The 17,356-nt window shown below is 44.8% G+C and carries 20 protein-coding genes and 1 pseudogene; 16 read left to right on the forward strand and 5 right to left on the reverse strand.

What is annotated here, in order from left to right:
• Nucleotides 1-10: 10 nt before the first annotated feature.
• On the reverse strand, nucleotides 11-424 hold the full coding sequence (locus AZI87_RS11405) for a hypothetical protein (RefSeq protein WP_063206994.1): 414 nt from the start codon (nucleotides 422-424) through the stop codon (nucleotides 11-13).
• Between the two features lie 79 nt (nucleotides 425-503).
• A complete protein-coding gene (trhO, locus tag AZI87_RS11410) occupies nucleotides 504-1,532 on the reverse strand; it encodes an oxygen-dependent tRNA uridine(34) hydroxylase TrhO (protein ID WP_253696738.1) in 1,029 nt (342 codons plus the stop codon).
• Nucleotides 1,533-1,798: 266 nt separating this feature from the next.
• Here trhO and AZI87_RS11415 point away from each other — a divergent pair, with 266 nt between their 5' ends.
• Genes AZI87_RS11415 through AZI87_RS11430 form a run of 4 tightly spaced genes read left to right on the forward strand, consistent with a single transcriptional unit; the run spans nucleotide 1,799 to nucleotide 5,980 of the window.
• Nucleotides 1,799-3,406, forward strand: coding sequence for a peptide chain release factor 3 (locus AZI87_RS11415; protein ID WP_063207878.1), 1,608 nt, complete (start codon nucleotides 1,799-1,801; stop codon nucleotides 3,404-3,406).
• Between the two features lie 11 nt (nucleotides 3,407-3,417).
• Nucleotides 3,418-4,335 (forward strand): ABC transporter ATP-binding protein, encoded by a 918-nt coding sequence (locus AZI87_RS11420; protein WP_063207000.1) that lies wholly within the window; start codon nucleotides 3,418-3,420, stop codon nucleotides 4,333-4,335.
• Nucleotides 4,332-5,105 (forward strand): ABC transporter permease, encoded by a 774-nt coding sequence (locus tag AZI87_RS11425; RefSeq protein ID WP_063207003.1) that lies wholly within the window; start codon nucleotides 4,332-4,334, stop codon nucleotides 5,103-5,105. The genes AZI87_RS11420 and AZI87_RS11425 overlap by 4 nt, the downstream gene beginning before the upstream one ends.
• A gap of 53 nt (nucleotides 5,106-5,158) precedes the next feature.
• Entirely contained in the window at nucleotides 5,159-5,980 is an 822-nt protein-coding gene (locus AZI87_RS11430) for an MBL fold metallo-hydrolase (protein ID WP_172795522.1), read from the forward strand.
• 28 nt (nucleotides 5,981-6,008) lie between these two features.
• On the opposite strand, the gene AZI87_RS11435 is transcribed toward AZI87_RS11430, so the two are convergent.
• Nucleotides 6,009-6,347 (reverse strand): hypothetical protein, encoded by a 339-nt coding sequence (locus tag AZI87_RS11435; RefSeq protein ID WP_063207009.1) that lies wholly within the window; start codon nucleotides 6,345-6,347, stop codon nucleotides 6,009-6,011.
• Nucleotides 6,348-6,513: 166 nt separating this feature from the next.
• Here AZI87_RS11435 and ffh point away from each other — a divergent pair, with 166 nt between their 5' ends.
• The 10 genes and pseudogenes from ffh (at nucleotide 6,514) to AZI87_RS11485 (ending at nucleotide 12,566) form a co-directional block, all read left to right on the forward strand.
• The gene (gene ffh / locus AZI87_RS11440) at nucleotides 6,514-7,845 is read left to right on the forward strand and encodes a signal recognition particle protein (RefSeq protein ID WP_063207012.1); all 1,332 of its coding nucleotides are present in this window, start codon (nucleotides 6,514-6,516) and stop codon (nucleotides 7,843-7,845) included.
• Nucleotides 7,846-7,914: 69 nt separating this feature from the next.
• Entirely contained in the window at nucleotides 7,915-8,163 is a 249-nt protein-coding gene (rpsP, locus tag AZI87_RS11445) for a 30S ribosomal protein S16 (protein ID WP_041875524.1), read from the forward strand.
• A gap of 64 nt (nucleotides 8,164-8,227) precedes the next feature.
• Entirely contained in the window at nucleotides 8,228-8,467 is a 240-nt protein-coding gene (locus AZI87_RS11450) for a KH domain-containing protein (protein ID WP_041875527.1), read from the forward strand.
• A 93-nt stretch (nucleotides 8,468-8,560) separates the two neighbouring features.
• Entirely contained in the window at nucleotides 8,561-9,076 is a 516-nt protein-coding gene (rimM, locus tag AZI87_RS11455) for a ribosome maturation factor RimM (protein ID WP_063207015.1), read from the forward strand.
• Nucleotides 9,077-9,904: a tRNA (guanosine(37)-N1)-methyltransferase TrmD gene (gene trmD / locus AZI87_RS11460; RefSeq protein ID WP_063207018.1), complete on the forward strand. Its 828-nt coding sequence runs from the start codon at nucleotides 9,077-9,079 to the stop codon at nucleotides 9,902-9,904.
• A complete protein-coding gene (locus tag AZI87_RS11465) occupies nucleotides 9,897-10,487 on the forward strand; it encodes an RNA methyltransferase (protein ID WP_063207022.1) in 591 nt (196 codons plus the stop codon). Before trmD ends, AZI87_RS11465 begins: the two co-directional genes overlap by 8 nt.
• A gap of 48 nt (nucleotides 10,488-10,535) precedes the next feature.
• Complete coding sequence (gene rplS, locus AZI87_RS11470; protein ID WP_063207025.1) at nucleotides 10,536-10,913, forward strand: 50S ribosomal protein L19; 378 nt, start codon at nucleotides 10,536-10,538, stop codon at nucleotides 10,911-10,913.
• A 231-nt stretch (nucleotides 10,914-11,144) separates the two neighbouring features.
• Nucleotides 11,145-11,858 carry a ribonuclease HII gene (locus AZI87_RS11475; RefSeq protein ID WP_081111018.1) on the forward strand — a complete coding sequence of 238 codons (714 nt, stop codon included), beginning with the start codon at nucleotides 11,145-11,147 and terminating at the stop codon, nucleotides 11,856-11,858.
• Between the two features lie 49 nt (nucleotides 11,859-11,907).
• A pseudogene (locus tag AZI87_RS18200) lies at nucleotides 11,908-12,198 on the forward strand (YraN family protein); the annotation flags it as partial.
• A gap of 32 nt (nucleotides 12,199-12,230) precedes the next feature.
• On the forward strand, nucleotides 12,231-12,566 hold the full coding sequence (locus tag AZI87_RS11485) for a hypothetical protein (protein WP_063207028.1): 336 nt from the start codon (nucleotides 12,231-12,233) through the stop codon (nucleotides 12,564-12,566).
• Nucleotides 12,567-12,640: 74 nt separating this feature from the next.
• Here the strand turns inward: AZI87_RS11485 and AZI87_RS11490 are convergent, their stop codons facing one another.
• Nucleotides 12,641-15,052: an LPS-assembly protein LptD gene (locus AZI87_RS11490; RefSeq protein ID WP_081112210.1), complete on the reverse strand. Its 2,412-nt coding sequence runs from the start codon at nucleotides 15,050-15,052 to the stop codon at nucleotides 12,641-12,643.
• Nucleotides 15,053-15,181: 129 nt separating this feature from the next.
• Here AZI87_RS11490 and AZI87_RS11495 point away from each other — a divergent pair, with 129 nt between their 5' ends.
• On the forward strand, nucleotides 15,182-15,508 hold the full coding sequence (locus tag AZI87_RS11495) for an STAS domain-containing protein (protein ID WP_063207034.1): 327 nt from the start codon (nucleotides 15,182-15,184) through the stop codon (nucleotides 15,506-15,508).
• On the opposite strand, the gene AZI87_RS11500 is transcribed toward AZI87_RS11495, so the two are convergent.
• A complete protein-coding gene (locus AZI87_RS11500; protein WP_063207037.1) occupies nucleotides 15,505-16,623 on the reverse strand; it encodes a hypothetical protein in 1,119 nt (372 codons plus the stop codon). The two genes, AZI87_RS11495 and AZI87_RS11500, sit on opposite strands and share 4 nt — an antisense overlap.
• Before the next feature lie 143 nt (nucleotides 16,624-16,766).
• Between AZI87_RS11500 and AZI87_RS11505 the strand changes: the two genes are divergently transcribed.
• Nucleotides 16,767-17,354 (forward strand): hypothetical protein, encoded by a 588-nt coding sequence (locus AZI87_RS11505; protein WP_063207040.1) that lies wholly within the window; start codon nucleotides 16,767-16,769, stop codon nucleotides 17,352-17,354.
• The last annotated feature ends 2 nt before the right edge of the window (nucleotides 17,355-17,356 follow it).

Genomic DNA, 17,356 nt, shown 5'->3' on the forward strand with positions numbered 1-17,356 from the left:
AGTTCTGCAATCAGTTCGAATTATCGGTTTGATTCCAGTAAGCTATAATTCCTTGCACCGTATACTGCGGTTGTGGTGTGGAACCGCTTGAAAGGTCCGCGTACAAATATACTTTAGAAGTGTCTTGCACTAGCGTGAATCGTCCACGGATATATTCGCCGCCATTTTGTGTAATACTGATTTCCAAGGGGCGCTGATCTTGAATAAATGCATGTGTAACGACTTCACGTGTTCTTGAATTAAGAATTTGAATTTCTACAGCAAGGTCTGGACCGTTAAACTGCCTAGAGGTGATTTGATAGTTTCCTAGGACATAAGCTTGAACAGAAGAAGTTCGTGGAGTCTCATGTAAAAGCTCTGAGGCTTCAGCTTGTACAGATGAAATAGTTAAAAAAGAAAGCACAGTTAATAGAATTGATTTCATAGGAAACCACCTTTCAATGCAGCTATAATACAAGAAAAAGAATAAAAAAAATAGAGGGTGCCGGAAACCCGGCAGACCCCTAGTTCTTATCGCTGACGGTGACAGATTCACCCTTGGCGTTTACCGTCACAACCTTCGTTTTAGAGACACGGATAGTTGGAATCTCGTCGGCCCCTTCGGCTTTTAATTTTTCAATTTCAAAAGGTACGATTTGTTTTGGACCTTTTTTGCCAGGGTGAAGTTTGTATTGGTGAGCGCAGTTTTTAGAGCAGGTGTCTTTTTTAAATTCGACTTCTGCGCAATCCACGCAAATAAGCTCTTCGGAATCACAGCGTTTGCATTCAATCTTGATTTCAGAAGGTTGACCGCAGTGAGGGCAAAGACCGTACTTTGTCGATGGCTGAAGGTTTTGATCTAAAGCCACGCGGTGATCGAAAACAAAACATTCGCCTTCGAATTGATCGTTCGGATATTCCTTCATGTAGTTGATGATGCCGCCTTCCAATTGGAAAACATTGTCATAACCTTGCTTTTGAAGTTCTAAAATTCCTTTTTCACAGCGGATACCACCGGTGCAAAAGATCAGCATCTTTTTATCTTTAGGAATACCTTGTTCTTCAATGTACTGAGGGAAATCCGTGAACTTTTCAATATCTGGATTCAAAGCCCCTTTGAAAGTTCCAATCTTATACTCGTACCAATTGCGAGTATCGATCATCACAAAATCTTTTTCTTCCTTCATAACTTGATTCCACTCTGCGGGAGTCAAATGATGATTCTTTCCCTCTGGAGGCATCACTTCTGGAATGCCGGTTGTCACGATCTCTTCACGGATTTTTACTTTGAATCGGCGGAAAGGAGCTTTGTGTGACTCGGAATCTTTAAAGAACAATTGCGGCGCATTGAAGTATTCACGAATGAACTGCTTCCAAGCTTCAAAAGATTCGACAGAGCTTGCAGAAATTGTAGAGTTAAAGCCCTCAGTGCCTAAAATCACTAAGCCCTTAACGTTCAGCTCATCAGCTTTGTTTTCGAGATCTTTTTGTACAGCGGGAACATCAGAAAGTTTTAAAAACTTATAGAAAGTCGTAACATAATGCTTCGACATAGCAGTCATAATTTCACCTCAATTGTCCTAAAAGGGCTCCAAACCCATCGGAGTTGTAGTTCAACGAGGTTATAAGGGAAAAGTGTTGGAATGCGCAAGGGGTGGAGGCTCAAAACCTTTAAAATCCACCCAGATTTGAATGAAATTCCTAAAATTGGCTGTTTTCCCAAAAAATCCTCGAAATGCTTCATGGTGGCGCTGCGCTAAATGCTTGTAACCTAAAGCTTTTACTCGTAAAAATGAGTCTTTTAGACAGGATGCTTTCTATGTTAGCCACACCTCAGGTTCAAAAAGAAATTCAACGCCGCCGCACGTTTGCGATCATCTCGCATCCCGATGCTGGTAAGACAACGTTGACCGAAAAACTTCTCTATCACGGTGGAGTCATCCATGAAACAGGTGAGGTGAAGGGAAAACAAGGAACCAAAGCGGTGACATCCGACTGGATGGCCATGGAAAGAGAAAAAGGGATCTCAATCACGTCTTCAGTGATGACCTTTGATTACAATTCGTTGCGAGTGAACTTGCTGGATACTCCGGGCCATAAAGACTTCTCTGAAGATACGTATCGCGTTTTGATGGCGGTGGATTCAGCCTGCATGCTGATCGACGTGGCAAAGGGTGTGGAAGAACGTACTAAAAAGCTTTACGAGGTTTGTCGTCTTCGTAAAATTCCTATTTTTACTTTCGTTAACAAGTTGGACCGTGAAGGTAAAGATCCTCTGACTCTCATCGACGAAGTTGAAAAAACATTGAACATGCAATGTTACCCGGTGACCTGGCCCTTGGGGATCGGTCAACGTTTCCGCGGGATCTATAATCGCCTGACAAAGGAAATCTGGGTTTACGATCAACGTCGTGAAGAAGTGGAAGACTACAAAATCATTCCATTTGAAAAAGGCAAAGACGATCAAATTCTTTATGACTATCTTGATAAAGAGTCTGCAGACCAAGTGATTGACGAGTTGGAACTGATCGAAGGGGCACTTCCACCCTTTGACGTGAATGAGTTTTTAAATGGAACGATTTCTCCGGTGACTTTCGGTTCTGCAAAACAGAACTTCGGGGTGGATACATTCCTGCAGTTCTTCACAAAGTACGCTCCGGGCCCTCAACCTCGTCACACAAAAGACGATAAAGAGATGGACCCTTGTGATGCGAACTTCACGGGGTTCGTATTTAAAATTCAAGCCAATATGGATAAGCGTCACCGTGACCGCATCGCCTTCATTCGTATTTGCTCCGGTAAGTTTGAGCGTGGCATGAAAGTAAAGCACTCTCGTCATGACAAGGAGCTGCGCCTTTCTTATGCCAGCCAATTTATCGCGGCAGACAAAGAGACTGTGGACGACGCTTATGCTGGTGATATCGTCGGTGTTGGTGACACTGGAAACTTCGCCATTGGTGACTGCGTGTATGCCTCCGGAAAAGTTCACTTCGAGGACATTCCAAAGTTTGCTCCCGAGCTGTTCGGTCGTCTTTCCGTGCGCGATGCCTTGAAACGTCAAAAGATGCAAGAGGCTTTGAATCATTTGTCTGAAGAAGGCGCCATCCAATTGTTCATTGATCCGTTGGTAGGTCCTCAAGATCCTATCATCGGTGCCGTCGGTGAACTTCAATTCGAAGTTCTGCTTCGTCGTTTACAGGATGAATACAATTTGGAAGTGAAGCTGAATCGTCTTCCTTACGGAGTCGCTCGCTGGCCAAGAACAGAGGACGGAAAGCCCGTCGCTGAATTGAAAGGTGGCGCCAATATGTTCCGCGATCTTCAAGAAAATCCAGTGGTCCTTGTAAATCAGGAGTGGGATCTAAACTGGTTAAAGCGTGAAAACCCAAGCGTGGAATTCCACACCAGCATCACACGAGCACGTTAGGGGCAAGTCGCATGAACCTACCTTTGGAAATTCAAGACCTGCGTAAACAATACGAAGGCGCAAAAACGGAAGCTGTCAAAGGAATCTCTTTCTCTGTCAAAGGGGGAGAGATCTTTGGCCTGTTGGGGCCTAACGGCGCAGGTAAAACCACAATCATTTCTACCATCACGACACTGGAGCAACCGTCCTCAGGATCTGTAAAAGTATTCGGTGTTGAAGTGGCCAAAGATCCGATGTTCACCAAAAAACAAATCGGCGTTGTTCATCAGGAAGTGATCAACTCGGGCTTTTTTGATGTTCAAGAAATTCTGGAGTTTCATTCCGGATACTACGGTCTTCGTAAAAACAAAGACCGTATCGATTTCGTCTTAAGCAAGCTGGCTCTTTATGAACACCGTCATAAAAAAGTGAAGCAGCTTTCAGGTGGTATGAAACGCCGTTTGATGATTGCCAAAGCGTTGGTTCACAATCCCAAACTTCTGCTTTTAGATGAACCGACTGCGGGAGTTGATATTCGTCTGCGCGAAGATCTTTGGAGATTCGTACAAGAACTGCGCAACGAAGGCATGTCCATTCTTCTGACAACGCATTACCTCGAAGAGGCCGAAGAACTTTGTGATCGTGTGGGAATTATCAACTTGGGCAGTCTGGTCGAGTTGGGAAATACCAAAGATATCATCCGCCAATACACGCACAAAAAGATTCGCCTGATATTAACTGAACACTATGAGGTGCGCTCGTCGTATTTGATGGAAGTGATCGGCAAAGAATTTCTTTTCGTAGTTCCCCAAAATAAAACATTGGGTGATTTCTTAAATGAAGTCCGTATTCCCGTGAACATCATTCAAGATGTTAAAATTGAAGAAGGTGATCTTGAGGAAGCCTTCCTTAAACTTGTAAGTAAAAAAGAAGCGCAGGCCCTGCAATGACCGGTTTTTTAACTATTTTCCAACGCGAGATCGCACGTTTTCTGAAAGTGCTTGTGCAGACAGTGGTGACGCCATTCATCTCGTCATTTTTATACCTTTTGATTTTCGGTGTTTCCTTGGGTGAACAGATGGCCGCTCACCAAGGTGTTAGCTATATCGCTTTCTTGATTCCCGGATTAATGATGATGGGTTTGATCAATAACTCTTTTCAAAACTCTTCGTCATCAATTGTGTCTTCAAAGTTCTCTGGGGACCTTGAGGATTTGCGTGTAGCACCCGTGACCGACCGAGAAATTATTTGGGCTATGAGTTTAGGGGCCTTAGTGCGCGGAAGTATTGTCGCCTTGATCACTTACACTGTGGGATCTATCTTCATGTATTATCAACGTGGAGAGTGGCTGGCCATTGCTCATCCATTTGTCACTTTATTCTTTATCATTATTGCCGGTTTGATTTTTGGAATGATCGGTATCAGTGTGGCTTTCTGGGCAAAAACCTTTGATCAGTTGTCTGCGTTTTCGGCTTTTATCCTTTTGCCATTAACTTATCTGGGTGGAGTATTTTTATCCATCGAACACCTGCACCCATTCTGGCAGGCCGTCTCAAAAGCGAATCCTCTTTTGTATTTGATCAATGGTCTTCGCTACGGCATTCTGGGAGTCAGTGACGTTAACGTATGGACAGCGGCGGTGATATCCGTTTTGGGATTTATCTTCTTCTATGCGGGTGCTCACTTCAGTCTAAAAAAAGGCTCTTTTCAACGTTGGTAAACTTCATGAAGATTCGGTCACTGCTAAAAACAATTCCCCTTATATTTCTTTTAATGTCTTTACCAGTGTGGTCGCAAAACGAAAGTGTTAAATTCACGGTTTTAAAGACGGGATCTATAGATCCTTTAGAGGCGACGACGCTTCAAGGAGGCTCTTGGTTTAAGCGCTTCCCTATGACTCATCCAGCATTTCTAATCGAACATCCCAAAGGAAACTTTCTGTTTGATACGGGTCTGGGAACGAAGGCGAAAGAACAAGTTCAAGACATGGTCTGGTGGGCCCGTCTTGCGACGGAATTTAATCAGGATGTTTCAGCTCTAGAACAAATCAAAGAAAAAGGCATTAAACTCGACAGAATCATTCTTTCGCATGCGCACTTCGATCACTCCAGTGGTGTTGTGGACTTCCCAGATTTGCCCATTGAGGTGACGGTTGAAGAAATGGCTTTCGCAAAAACGAAAGATGCAAGCGCGGCGATTTTTCCTTCTCTTTTTCCAGAAACGGTCCAATTTAAAACCTATGAACTTGAGGCCAAAGAATATGAAGGCTTTCCCAAAAGCCGTGACATCTATGGTGATGGTAAGCTTGTTCTGGTCGGTCTTCCGGGACATACTCCAGGTTCAGTGGGACTTTTTGTAAATCTGTCGATCGAAAAAAGAATCTTCTTGGTGGGTGATACAGTCTGGAATGCCGATGCGATAGAGCAAGGCGTGCCGAAATTCTGGTTCTCTAAAAAGTTCGTCGATAATAAGCCTGATGAAGTCATGCTGCGAATTCAGGAATTGCAAGCCCTTCAGAAAAGAAGCCCGGAAGTTTTAATTGTTCCGAGCCATGATGCCAGATCTGTCGCCAAAGCCATGGAGCTAGCGAAGTAGGGGCCTTAAGTTGGCCCCTTATGGCGAACTAATAGTTCACTGTTTGTACAGCTTGCGTGTTGTTCTGTTGAACTTCCGATGGAACATATCCTGGAGCTGCCACTGCCGGAGCTTGAGCAGGCGCATGGTTGTAAGAAGAAGTTCCGTCATTGACGACGCTGAAATTCAAAGACTCAAATTGTTGGCGACGGTTTCTTTCGTCTTCCAAGCGAGCGGCTTCCAATTTTTCAAGAATTGAGTTTTCAGTTTTTACTTCAAGTTGTTTGCGCGCGTCTTTAAGTCCCTCAAGTGCTGCCGCATTGGAAGTCACAAGTTGGGCTTGAGCTGCAGTACTTACTAATAATGATACAAGAATGATTTTTTTCATTGTAGGGCCCCTTTTTGCGTCTCTCATAACCATAAAGCCGTCCGAATGAATCATCTAATGCTCTGCGCCTTACAATTCTACAAGGTGTTTGTGTATGCAGTGCGTCACAAGGTTCTTTGTCATTCGGTTCTTGATAGGTTAAACCTCTTTCTTTCGGGAGTTTCACATGTTCGAGAATTTATCTGACAAGATTATGGCGAGCCTTAAAAAGGTCCGTGGTCAAAGCAAGATCACGGAAGCTAACATTGAGGACGTCATTAAAGAGATCCGCCTCAGTCTTTTAGAAGCGGACGTGAACTTCAAAGTCGTTAAGATATTTATTGATAAGGTAAAAGCCAAAGCCCTGGGGGCGGAGGTTCTTCAAAACGTCAATCCAGGACAAATGTTCGTTAAGATCGTTCATGATGAGCTCGTGAACGTTTTGGGTGGCGGCGCTGTTGATATCAACGTACGTGAAAATCCGAGCGTGATCTTTATGGTGGGTTTGCAAGGGGCGGGTAAAACCACGTCTTCAGCAAAGCTTGCTCTTTATATTCGTCAAAAATTGGGTAAAAAACCCGGCATGGTGCCAGCGGACATCTATCGTCCCGCGGCCATCGATCAGTTGCAGACTTTAGGTCGTCAAAACAACATTCCAACCTTCCCAACTCAAGTCGGAATGAAGCCTGAGGAAATCTTAGAAAAATCCAAGCAGTGGGCGAAGGACAACATGGTTGATGTTGTGATCGTCGATACGGCGGGGCGCTTGCAGGTTGATGATGAACTGATGAACGAGTTGGGCCGCCTTCGCGAAATTTGGACTCCGCAAGAAATCCTTCTTGTGGCCGATGCCATGCTCGGTCAGCAGTCTGTGAATGTCGCAGAAGGTTTCCATAAAAAATTAAATCTGACAGGACTTGTGCTCACGAAAGTAGACGGGGACGCGCGCGGTGGTGCGGCCTTATCTATTCGTGAAGTGACAGGCATTCCAATTAAGTTCCTGGGCGTGGGTGAAAAAGTCTCTGCTCTGGAAGTCTTCCATCCGGATCGTCTTGCTGGGCGTATCTTGGATATGGGGGACGTTCTTTCTTTGGTCGAAAAAGCGCAGGAAGTGATCGATGAAAAGTCGGCGCGTGATTCCGCGAAAAAGATCATGAAGAATGAATTTACTTTGGAGGACTTCCTAGCTCAGATCCAGCAGCTTAAAAAAATGGGCGGCTTTGAAAGCATCTTGAAATTTTTACCTGGCATGGGTGAACTCAGCAAACAGCTGAAAAATATGACCCCACCTGATGCTGAGATGAAAAAGATCGAGGCCATCATTCGCTCCATGACCTATCAGGAAAGACACAACCATAAGCTTCTAAACGCTTCGCGTCGTCAGCGTATTGCGAAGGGGAGCGGAACTCAAGTTCAAGATGTGAACAAGCTGGTAAAGCAATTTGAGGACGCTAAGAAGATGATGGGTGGAATGATGAAAATGGGCATGGGTCGAGGTGGAATGAAGTTCCCATTTTAACGCTTGATATTTAATCGTTAACACAGTACACACTTGGTCTTACTGTTTTTGAAACAAGAGGTTTAAGAAATGGCAGTTGTAATTCGTTTGGCTCGTATGGGCGCAAAGCACGACCCTAAATACCGCATCACTGTAGCTGATTCTCGTCGCTATGTTACTGGTAAATTCCTTGATATTCTTGGAACTTACATCCCAACTCCTAAAGGTAACGACAAAAAAGTTGAGCTTGATCTAGCTAAAGTTGAAGAGTGGATCAAAAAAGGTGCTCAGCCTACAGACCGTGTAAAACACGTTATTAAGTTGGCTCAAGCTAAATAGTATTTGGCATTTGTTCCGATTTCGTTAGAATATCGGACAGGTACTATCTGTTGTGGGGGTAATTATGGATAGCTTGAAAGACCTCGTGGAGTTCATGGCGAAATCTCTAGTAGATAAGCCTGAAAAAGTCGAAGTTGATGAAATCCCTGGTCAGCAAACCACTCTTCTTGCTTTGAAGGTTGATAAAGAAGACCTGGGCAAAGTGATTGGTAAGCAAGGTAAAACAGCAGCCGCAATGAGAACTATCATCCGCGCAGCTGGTACAAAACTTAACAAGCGTTATCACTTAGATATCGTAGAATAGTTAAGCCGCAAGTCCTCAACAGGGGCAAAAATAAAATTCTCTAAGGAAGGGGTTGTCACAAGCAACCCCTTCATTTTTTTTCTGAGGTTTGAAATGAAATTGGTAGGCAAGGTACGCGAGGCTCATGGACTTAAAGGTGATCTTTATGTTCTTATCTTTTCTGGCGATATCTCTTGGGCAAAAAGAATGAAGAGCTTTGGTCTAAAACCGAAAGACTCTGATGAAATTCGCACATTCTCTGTGGAAAGAACAAAGCCTTTTAAAAAAGGTCTGATCGTTAAGGCGGCTGAAATCGCGGATCGCACGGCGGCTGAAGGTGTTGAGCATTTAGAGTTCTTCGTCGACGACGACTTGTTCGTATCTAAGCCTGGGGAAACTATCTTCCTTTCTGAAATCAAAAACTTCAAATTGAAAGATCCAGAACAAAAACTTCTAGGTGAAATCGTGGATTTCTCTTCGAACGGCGTTCAAGATTTATTGGTCGTTGAAGCTGCAGGTAAAAAGGTGGAAGTGCCGTTCGTAGATGCTTTCATCAAAAAAATCGATTTCAAACACCAGACTGTGGTGATGGATTTGCCTGAAGGACTTTTTGATATCGAGAACGCTTAGATGCTAACGATTGATGTGATCACTCTTTTTCCTGAGATGATTGACGCCGCGGTTTCTCACGGTGTTCTTGGTCAGGCTTTAAAGAGTGAGCGTCTTTCGGTTAAAACGCACACGCCCCGCGAATTTGCTCAAGACCGTCATCGCACTGTGGACGACCGTCCTTTTGGGGGCGGTGACGGTATGATCATGTTGCCTGAGACTCTGGAAAAAACGCTCCAGAAAGTGCAACATAAGAATTCCAAAGTGATCTATCTTTCCCCCCAAGGAAAAACTCTGACAGATGAAATGGCTCGTTCTTTTTCTAAAGAAGAGCATCTGGTTTTTATCTGCGGCCGCTATGGCGGTATTGATCAGCGTATTATTAATTCCTACGTCGATCAGGAAGTGTCGATCGGGGACTATGTGTTATCTGGCGGAGAGCTAGGCGCTCTTGTTGTGATCGACGCCTTAGCGCGTTTTATCCCCGGGGTATTAGGTCACGATGATTCCGCAGATAAAGACAGTTTTTCTGAAGGGCTGTTAGAGTATCCGAATTTCACCAGACCACGCGCGTATTTAGAGCAAGAAGTTCCAGAGGTTCTTCTTGGTGGAAATCACAAAGTGATTGAAGAGTGGAAGAAGAAAGTATCCGCGCTTGTGACACTTAAAAAACGTCCCGATTTATTTAAAGAATTTCTTAAAGTAGAAAACGAAAAGTATCAGGCGCAGAAGAAAAAAAAGACAGCCGCTCCTTTAAAAGAACTGATCGAGTTTTATAAAACTCTCAGTGAAAATGATTTAAAGGTGCTGGGGCTGGAAGATCTGCGCGAGGAAGATTTCAATGTCTGAGACTCCCGAAACTCCCTACGTACCAAGACTGGCAATCGGTCTAGTTCACTATCCCGTGCGTGATCGATTGCAGAAAACAGTGTCGACGAATATCACAAATTTCGACATTCATGATATCGCCCGGGCGGCGACGGTCTTTGGAGTAGAAAAATATTACATCATCCATCCCATGCAAGAGCAGCTCATGTTCGTTGAGCGCGTCTTGGATCATTGGAGAACCGGGCAAGGCTCGAAGTTCAATCCGATGAGGAAAACCGCTTTAAACCCCGTTAAAACCGCCGTGAGTGTTGAGGCAGCGTTGGCTGATTGGAATGTTCCAGACTGCCTAACCATCGCCACCACGGCCCGTGTGGAGTGGGCGAAAAGAAAGTACTCTTTTGCTGAGCTGCGCCATGAAATGCATGTAGAAAAAAAGCCCGTATTCATGTTATTTGGTACCGGTTTCGGTATGACAGAACAACTCATTGGGTCTTGCTCTGGAGTCTTGGAGAGTATCCGAGGGGCTCCTCCCAAGGACTACCGCCATCTTTCAGTAAGATCGGCAGTAAGTATCTGTCTTGACCGCGTAATGGGTCCATGGTAGACCCTTGTTTTACTTTTTGTGAAAATTGACTGCTACAAGGATTAAGCAATGGCTAAAGAAACAAACCTCGTTCGTCGCGTAAGTGTAAAAGCTGCTAACAAAAATATTCAAGCGTTCAGCTCTGGTGATACTGTTAACGTATTCGTTAAAGTAAAAGAGGGTGAAAAAGAACGTGTTCAGCTTTACAAAGGTATCGTAACTAAGATCCAAGGATCTGGCGCTGCGAAAACTTTCACAGTTCGCAAAATTTCTGCGGGTGTTGGCGTTGAAAGAACTTTCCCGTTTTCAAGCCCTGCACTTGATAAAGTTGAGCTTGTAAACGTAGGTAAAGTACGTCGTTCTAAACTTTACTACCTACGCTCTCTTGAAGGTAAAGCTGCGAAGATTGAATCTGAGCTAGTATCTGCTGCTAAAGCAGAAGCTTAATTCTTCTCGACAGAACATTTCTGTTAAATTTAAAAAAGACCTAGGACTCACGTTCTAGGTCTTTTCTTTTTTCTCGCATCACTAAATATTCCTACCAAAAGGTGCAACGGAACTTTGGCTATTTCGCCAAATATCCCAAAGAACTTTTGGTTTTCGACGCGATTGTTTTCCGGTGACCGCGACTGGCTCTATGTCTAATATGCGCAGGATTTGTGGGGATGGCGCTAAGACATGGTAGTATCGAAAAAAACGCTCGCTAAAAAATCTGCAGCTAAGAAAATCACACTCAAAAAAGCGAAGCCTAAGAAAACGCTCAAAAAGGAAGAGTATCCTAAGGTGAACTGGCGCGAGTTCTTTCCCGAGCCTGTGATTGGTGTGGATGAAGTGGGACGTGGATGTCTTGCGGGGCCGGTCTATGCAGCAGCTGTGATCTTCAAATCGGACGCTCTGGCTGAAGATGTCACAGATTCAAAATTATTATCCGAAGAACGTCGCGAAGAATTAGCGGCGCTCATTCAAAAAGAACATCATGTAGGAATTGGTTTTGCGACAGTAGAAGAAATCGACGAGATGAATATCTTGCGGGCTTCCTTGCTGGCGATGAAACGCGCGGTTGAAGCTTTAGGGGTGAAGGGTGGTCATGTGCTGATTGACGGCAACATGAAGATCCCCGGACTTGAAGGCTTTGAGCAAACGACTATGGTTAAAGGGGATTTGCGAGTGGCTCCGATTTCAGCGGCGTCGATTGTTGCGAAAGTGACAAGAGATCGTCTGATGAAACAGTTAGGAGAAAAATATCCTCTTTATGGATTCGAAGTTCACAAAGGCTACTCAACGCCGGTTCACAAAGACAGCATCGTCGCGCACGGACCGTGCAGCGTGCACCGTAAATCCTTCGCGGGCGTTAAAGAATACCTCGCAGAACTCGTCGTCGACGAAGAATAAATCCCTTTATTGGGCCCATCAGCGTGGGCTTGATTCAGAAAAACTAGTTCAAAAATTTTATGAAAGAAAAGGCTATACACTTCTGGCGCAACGGGTGGTCACGCCTTTTGCAGAAGTGGATTTGATTTTTCAAACGCCGGAAGGTCATGCCCTGATGGTGGAAGTAAAGACCACCAATATTGCGGATTTTCAACCGCATCGAATTTCCCGAAAGCAAAAAGCTCGATTGGTGCGGGCGCTCCAGTATTTAACAAGCAAACTTGAAAACCTCGTCGAAGTTCACTGGGCCTTTGTCACAAAAGACGGAACGGTCACCATTATTGAAGACATCAGTGGTTGACTAAAACCCCTTATCGCAAGCGACAATGAAGTATGCGCAAAATTATTTTTATCATCGCTCTTCTTTGTCAGTTTCAAACCGCCCAAGCCGAAGGTCTTCGTGACTTTCTAAAAAGCTGTGCATGGGGAACTTTAGGTGGAGCCGCAGTAGGAGTGATGAGTTTGGCGGTTGAAGATAAGCCCAGTGAAAGCTGGAATAACGTCGCTAAAGGTGCTTCACTTGGCTTGTATGCGGGCATCGCTTACGGTCTGGTGAAAATGAATCAAGAGCCTAAGATGCAACAGGCTCCGGATTTTGCCATCGTCCCGCAGTTCCAAGAAGGAAAAGTCGATGGCGTCATGCTTTCTAAAACCATTCTAGATTTCTAAATTCAAATTGAATGTATGAATTCTAAATAAAAAGGCTGAGAAACCTCAGCCTTTTTTATTTTTTAAACTAAGAACTAGAATCCGTAAGTGTCTAGTGTTTCCGGTGGAAGCGGTGGTTTTGGTACGCCGTCGAACGTGAATTCGAAATTCAACTTGAAGTTCGTATCACCACCAGTGACTTGGTCATGAATGAATGTGACTAAAAGACAGTCTCCCGGTGGTTTTAATTGCGCGATGTAAGCCCATGACTTGATTTGATCGCCTGAGCTGCGGTCGGCCCAGTTGGCATCGTAGACAAACTTACCCATCAAGTTTACATACTTTGAAACAAAGCCGGCAGAGAATGTGTAGTCCTCTTGACGAGCGCTGGTATCAACGGCTTGACCCGGAGTGATTTTATACTGACGAGTCAATTGCACTTGGAAGAATTGACCTAGGTCATTCATCAAACGCACACGTGACGAAGCGTTCGTGACGTTCTGATAAGGGAAGTAGTTAAAGATAGAATAAGTTTGGAAGCGATCTAAGCGCACATCCAGTGTTGCTGTTAAGTCCGACCACGGCTCATAGATGCTTCCCCCGCGGTTCTGTTGAGAAGCATCGTAAGACTGCGCCAGTTTCAAATAGCCAATCTGACGGTATTCAGGACGATCCCCCACCCAGCGTTTTTCAGTGACTTTGTTTGTAAGAGCCATCGTCACGAGATTGCGATCGTAAACGCGGTCATTATAGTCAAACTGCACGCTGTAATCACTGGCGATATCTAAGTCGGTGATACTGTCACGAGCGGAGTAGGGCGCATCCGTGACAGAGCCTTTACCAAAAAAGGGGCTTTCATCTTGTGAGAACCAGGGAAGGTTGCTGTAAGAAACTTCGGGAATGATTTCGTGTTTGTAGCGCGTGGCTTTAGAGCTGACAGTGTCGCCATAGACGCGACTTAAGCTTAATCGGGCGCCGATCTCGGCCCGAAGATAGCGTCGCACGACGTGAGAGTTGTCTTCGATATTAAAGTTATAATGAGTCTCGCGATAGGCCGCCGCCGGAACCAGGTCCAAGCCGTCAGCAAGCTTGATCGGATAATAGACTGTCGGTTCAAAATCGATGCGCTGTCCGGTGCGGATCAAGTCGACACTTGGATCAAATGACCCATCGTACACGCGTTTACACGCGGGGTTGTCTTCCCACTTAGGATCGTTACAGCTGTTCTTCGGAAAGCGCACTGTAGTGTCGCCCGAATTCTGCGTTGTCATATCGTCATAGGCGTTGCCTGAGCGAGTGAAGTTCACGACATCTAAATCAAACGCATAGATAAAGTTGCTCTCGCCGATGTTTTGCTGTGTGTGTGACCAGCGTACCTCGGGAATACGATGTACGGCATCGCTGTTGCCCGCTAAAGGATCTCCATGCAAGAGGTTCACATAGTAAGAGCTATCAACACTCATGTGCTGATCCTCGGTGTTCTTTGTGTAGGACACACGGTTTTCCATCGCTGAGTCACCGTGATTCAAAGTTTCTGTCGGGAAGTCTTTGGGATATTGAAGATCGCTGGCGTAATTGATCTGGGCGCGATGAACTCCGCCGTCAGGCATTTCTAGATAGTGACTGTATCTAACGAAGTAACGTTCAATCGGATCATTCTTTTCACTTAAAGGACGGTAAAGATTCAAGCGATCATCATCTGCGAAGGCTTTATCGAAAAGACTTCCGAAATTCAAAGTTCCTTCGGAGTTTTCGTTCAGCATGTAACGGTATTCTAATAAACCCTTCATACCACGCTTCGAATAATCTTTAAGCTCGATGGTCGCATCACTGCTTCGGGAGATGGCCCAGAAATAGGGAAGTGAGATCGCAAAACCACCCGTATCTGAGGCTTCAAACGTCGGTGTTAATAATCCAGATTGGCGATCACTTTTCAGTGGAACAATCAGATAGGGAAACCAGAAAACAGGAAGGTGGCCGAAGCGCAAAACGGCATTCTTGATATAGGCATAGCCACCCAGTTCCGCACGCACTGTGGTTCCTGAAAAACTCCACGTTGAAGGGCAGTTGGTACAAGCCGTGTAGTCAGCAGAAGAAACCACGTAATCGGATTCACCCGTTTTTTGTAAGACAGTTCCCGAAAAAGTGATGGAGCCGGATTGAACATAGCCGTTGTAAATCACACCGGTGTTGTTTTCGTAATCCAGATAAACTTGATCACCAACGATGGTGTTCTTCGCATCCATGATTTCGACATTGCCAAAAAGCTCCACCTGACGAGAGCGCAGAAGAACGCGGGCGCGGTCCGCACGTATGTGTTGTCCTTGATAAACGATTTGAACATTGCCTTCTAGTTCGGCCGTTTCTTTTTCGGTATCGCGAAACATGCTGTCGGCATTGATCAAGATGCCATGGATCTTCGCCGTGGGTTCGGCGGCCCATAGAGGTGTGCCCGTGAAAACGGTCACAAATAAGAATAAAAACAAGAAGATCCAGCTCTGAAGCACCAAAGTAGTGTAGGGACCAGTTAGGCGTTTGTCGAGTTAGAAAATCCTATTTCCCAGCCTCTTTTTGGACTCAAAATGTCAGAAAATCCCACCGACAAGAAGACACAGTGATTTAACGTGAGGTCTTTCATGCAAGTAAAACTCGTGCTCGATGGGGATATTGCGATCGTGTCTTTAAGCGGTCGTATTGAGATCGAGAAAACTCAGTCTTTCAAAAAAGCGTGCTTACAAAACTTTTCTGATAAAAAAGTGGTGTTCTGCATGAAAAATCTAAGCTTTGTGGGTTCATCCGGCATTCAGAACTTGTTCAATGTGTTGAATGATTTGAACTGCAACAAAAAGCTGAACGCGAAAATCGCGGGGTTAAACCCGGATTTCCAGCGTCTTTTCAGTTTTTCAGAGTGTGCAAACCTTGAGGTTCATGAAAGTATCGAAGGGGCTCTCCAAAGTTTCTAGAGCCCGTCCTGTTTACGCAGCTCGTTGAGCTTCTGACTCAGCTCAAGGTTGATCCGCTCTAGTGCAGCGGCCGCAGCCTTGAGTTTTTCTGCTTCTTCATTCTTGGCATTCCACATATAGCGAAGACTTTCCAGCTGCTCCATGTATTGGAAATTTTCTTTTTCTAATTTTTGGATGCGCTCTTGATCTTCGACCACGCGAATCTGTAGATCTGCATGCTCAACACCCAGTTTTTGATTCTGCTTCGTCAGTTCGCTCATGCGCTCATGCTGGCGCTCGATTTCGCTTTCCAAACGCTCTTTCATGTCTTCTTTAGTGCGGCGAAGTGTCACAACTTCGTTTTCTAAAGTGTCTTGACGTTCTAGAGCCGTGTGCAGTTTCAAAGTCTTTACTTCAAGTTCTTCTTGAATTTGATGAAGCTGCTGAACTTCGCGGCTTAAGCTTTGAATTTGCGCCTCATAGAATTGAACCATCTCTTGAGCTTTTTTCTCGGAAGCTTCCACTTGATAGCGAGAGTTTTTCGTCACCTCGATGATTTGATGACGAAGGTCACGAAGCTGCGCTTCTTTTTGCGCTAAAGAGCTCTCGGTCTCTGCCAGTTTCAAATCCTGTGTGCGAGAATATTCTTTCAATTGAGAGATGTAAGGCTTCACCTGATTTTTGATGCGGTCATGGTATTTTACATGACGAGAAAGTTCTGCGCCCATATTTTGCAATTTTTCCTGCAACGCGCGCATTTTCTCAGTGTGAATTTCCTTTTCTCTTTCAAGCTGGTCGACTTTTTGTCTCCACAGATTGTCTTTTTCTTTCCAAACCAAAATCTGATCTGTGATCGAAGATTGCGCCAGGCGAGCTTTGCCGGTCTCTTCCGTCATTCTTTGGTTTTCGGTTTCAAGCAAAGAAAGACGGCGAAGAGCCACCTTAAGGCGCGCCATCAAGTCTTCGTTTTGGGAAATAAGATTTTCCACCGTCGATGATTTTAGAATCTCTTTAGGAAGATGACTGTAGTCATTGCGCTTTGGAAGCTCGTCAGGCAAAGGAATTTGCCCCACAGTCTTCTGAGGGTTTTCGAAGTCTAAATGTCCTAAAATAGCTGTCTGAAAGTCGGTTTCCATAGCCCTCCTCCATGAAGTCTAGGTAGCCTTTGCTACATAATCTCAAGATGAAACAGGACTCGTCAAACTTAGGTCGATAAGACTAGACCTTGGTAATATAAAGAAAGCTTCAATGAATTGGGGTTTTTTCCGAAAAGGACTTCATGGCATTACCTGTACCCAAAGATGACAACGCCGTTGTTGAAACGAAAAAACAAGATGAATCTGCGTTTTTTGACGTGGGTGTGGATAAAGCCGACTTCGGAAGACCGGATTCGATTCGCTACAATATTCTAACTTGGGTGTTGGATGAGCGCTATGACCGGGCGATTGAGGAACTTAAAGACTTCCTTGAAAAGCCGTCTGAGTATCCTAACTTTAAATCTAAAGTAACACGTTACATTCATCATTCCGTAGACTTGATTTACGCCATCAAGGCTAAAAGAAGCTTCCCGGGGATCAATTCTTTAACGCGCGCCAAACAACAAGAGTTGCGCGAAAAATTCAAAGAGCACTTTAGAGAGCTTCAATATGTTCTTAAAATAGTTGAGAAAATCCAAGGAGACTTGCGCGTTCAAGACGTGCGTTCCACTATCTATGTGGTGAAAGCCATGTGGTTTGCTGTGTTGGGAATCATTATTTTGGCCTTCTGGATGGACATCGTCCACGGCCTGGCAAAGACAAGTTTCTTGGTCTTTGATGATGGATTCGGCAAACTTGCAGACTGGCTCGCCGAATCCATAGGTTTTTAAAC

The sequence above is a fragment of the Bdellovibrio bacteriovorus genome (assembly GCF_001592745.1).
Taxonomy (GTDB): domain Bacteria; phylum Bdellovibrionota; class Bdellovibrionia; order Bdellovibrionales; family Bdellovibrionaceae; genus Bdellovibrio; species Bdellovibrio bacteriovorus_B.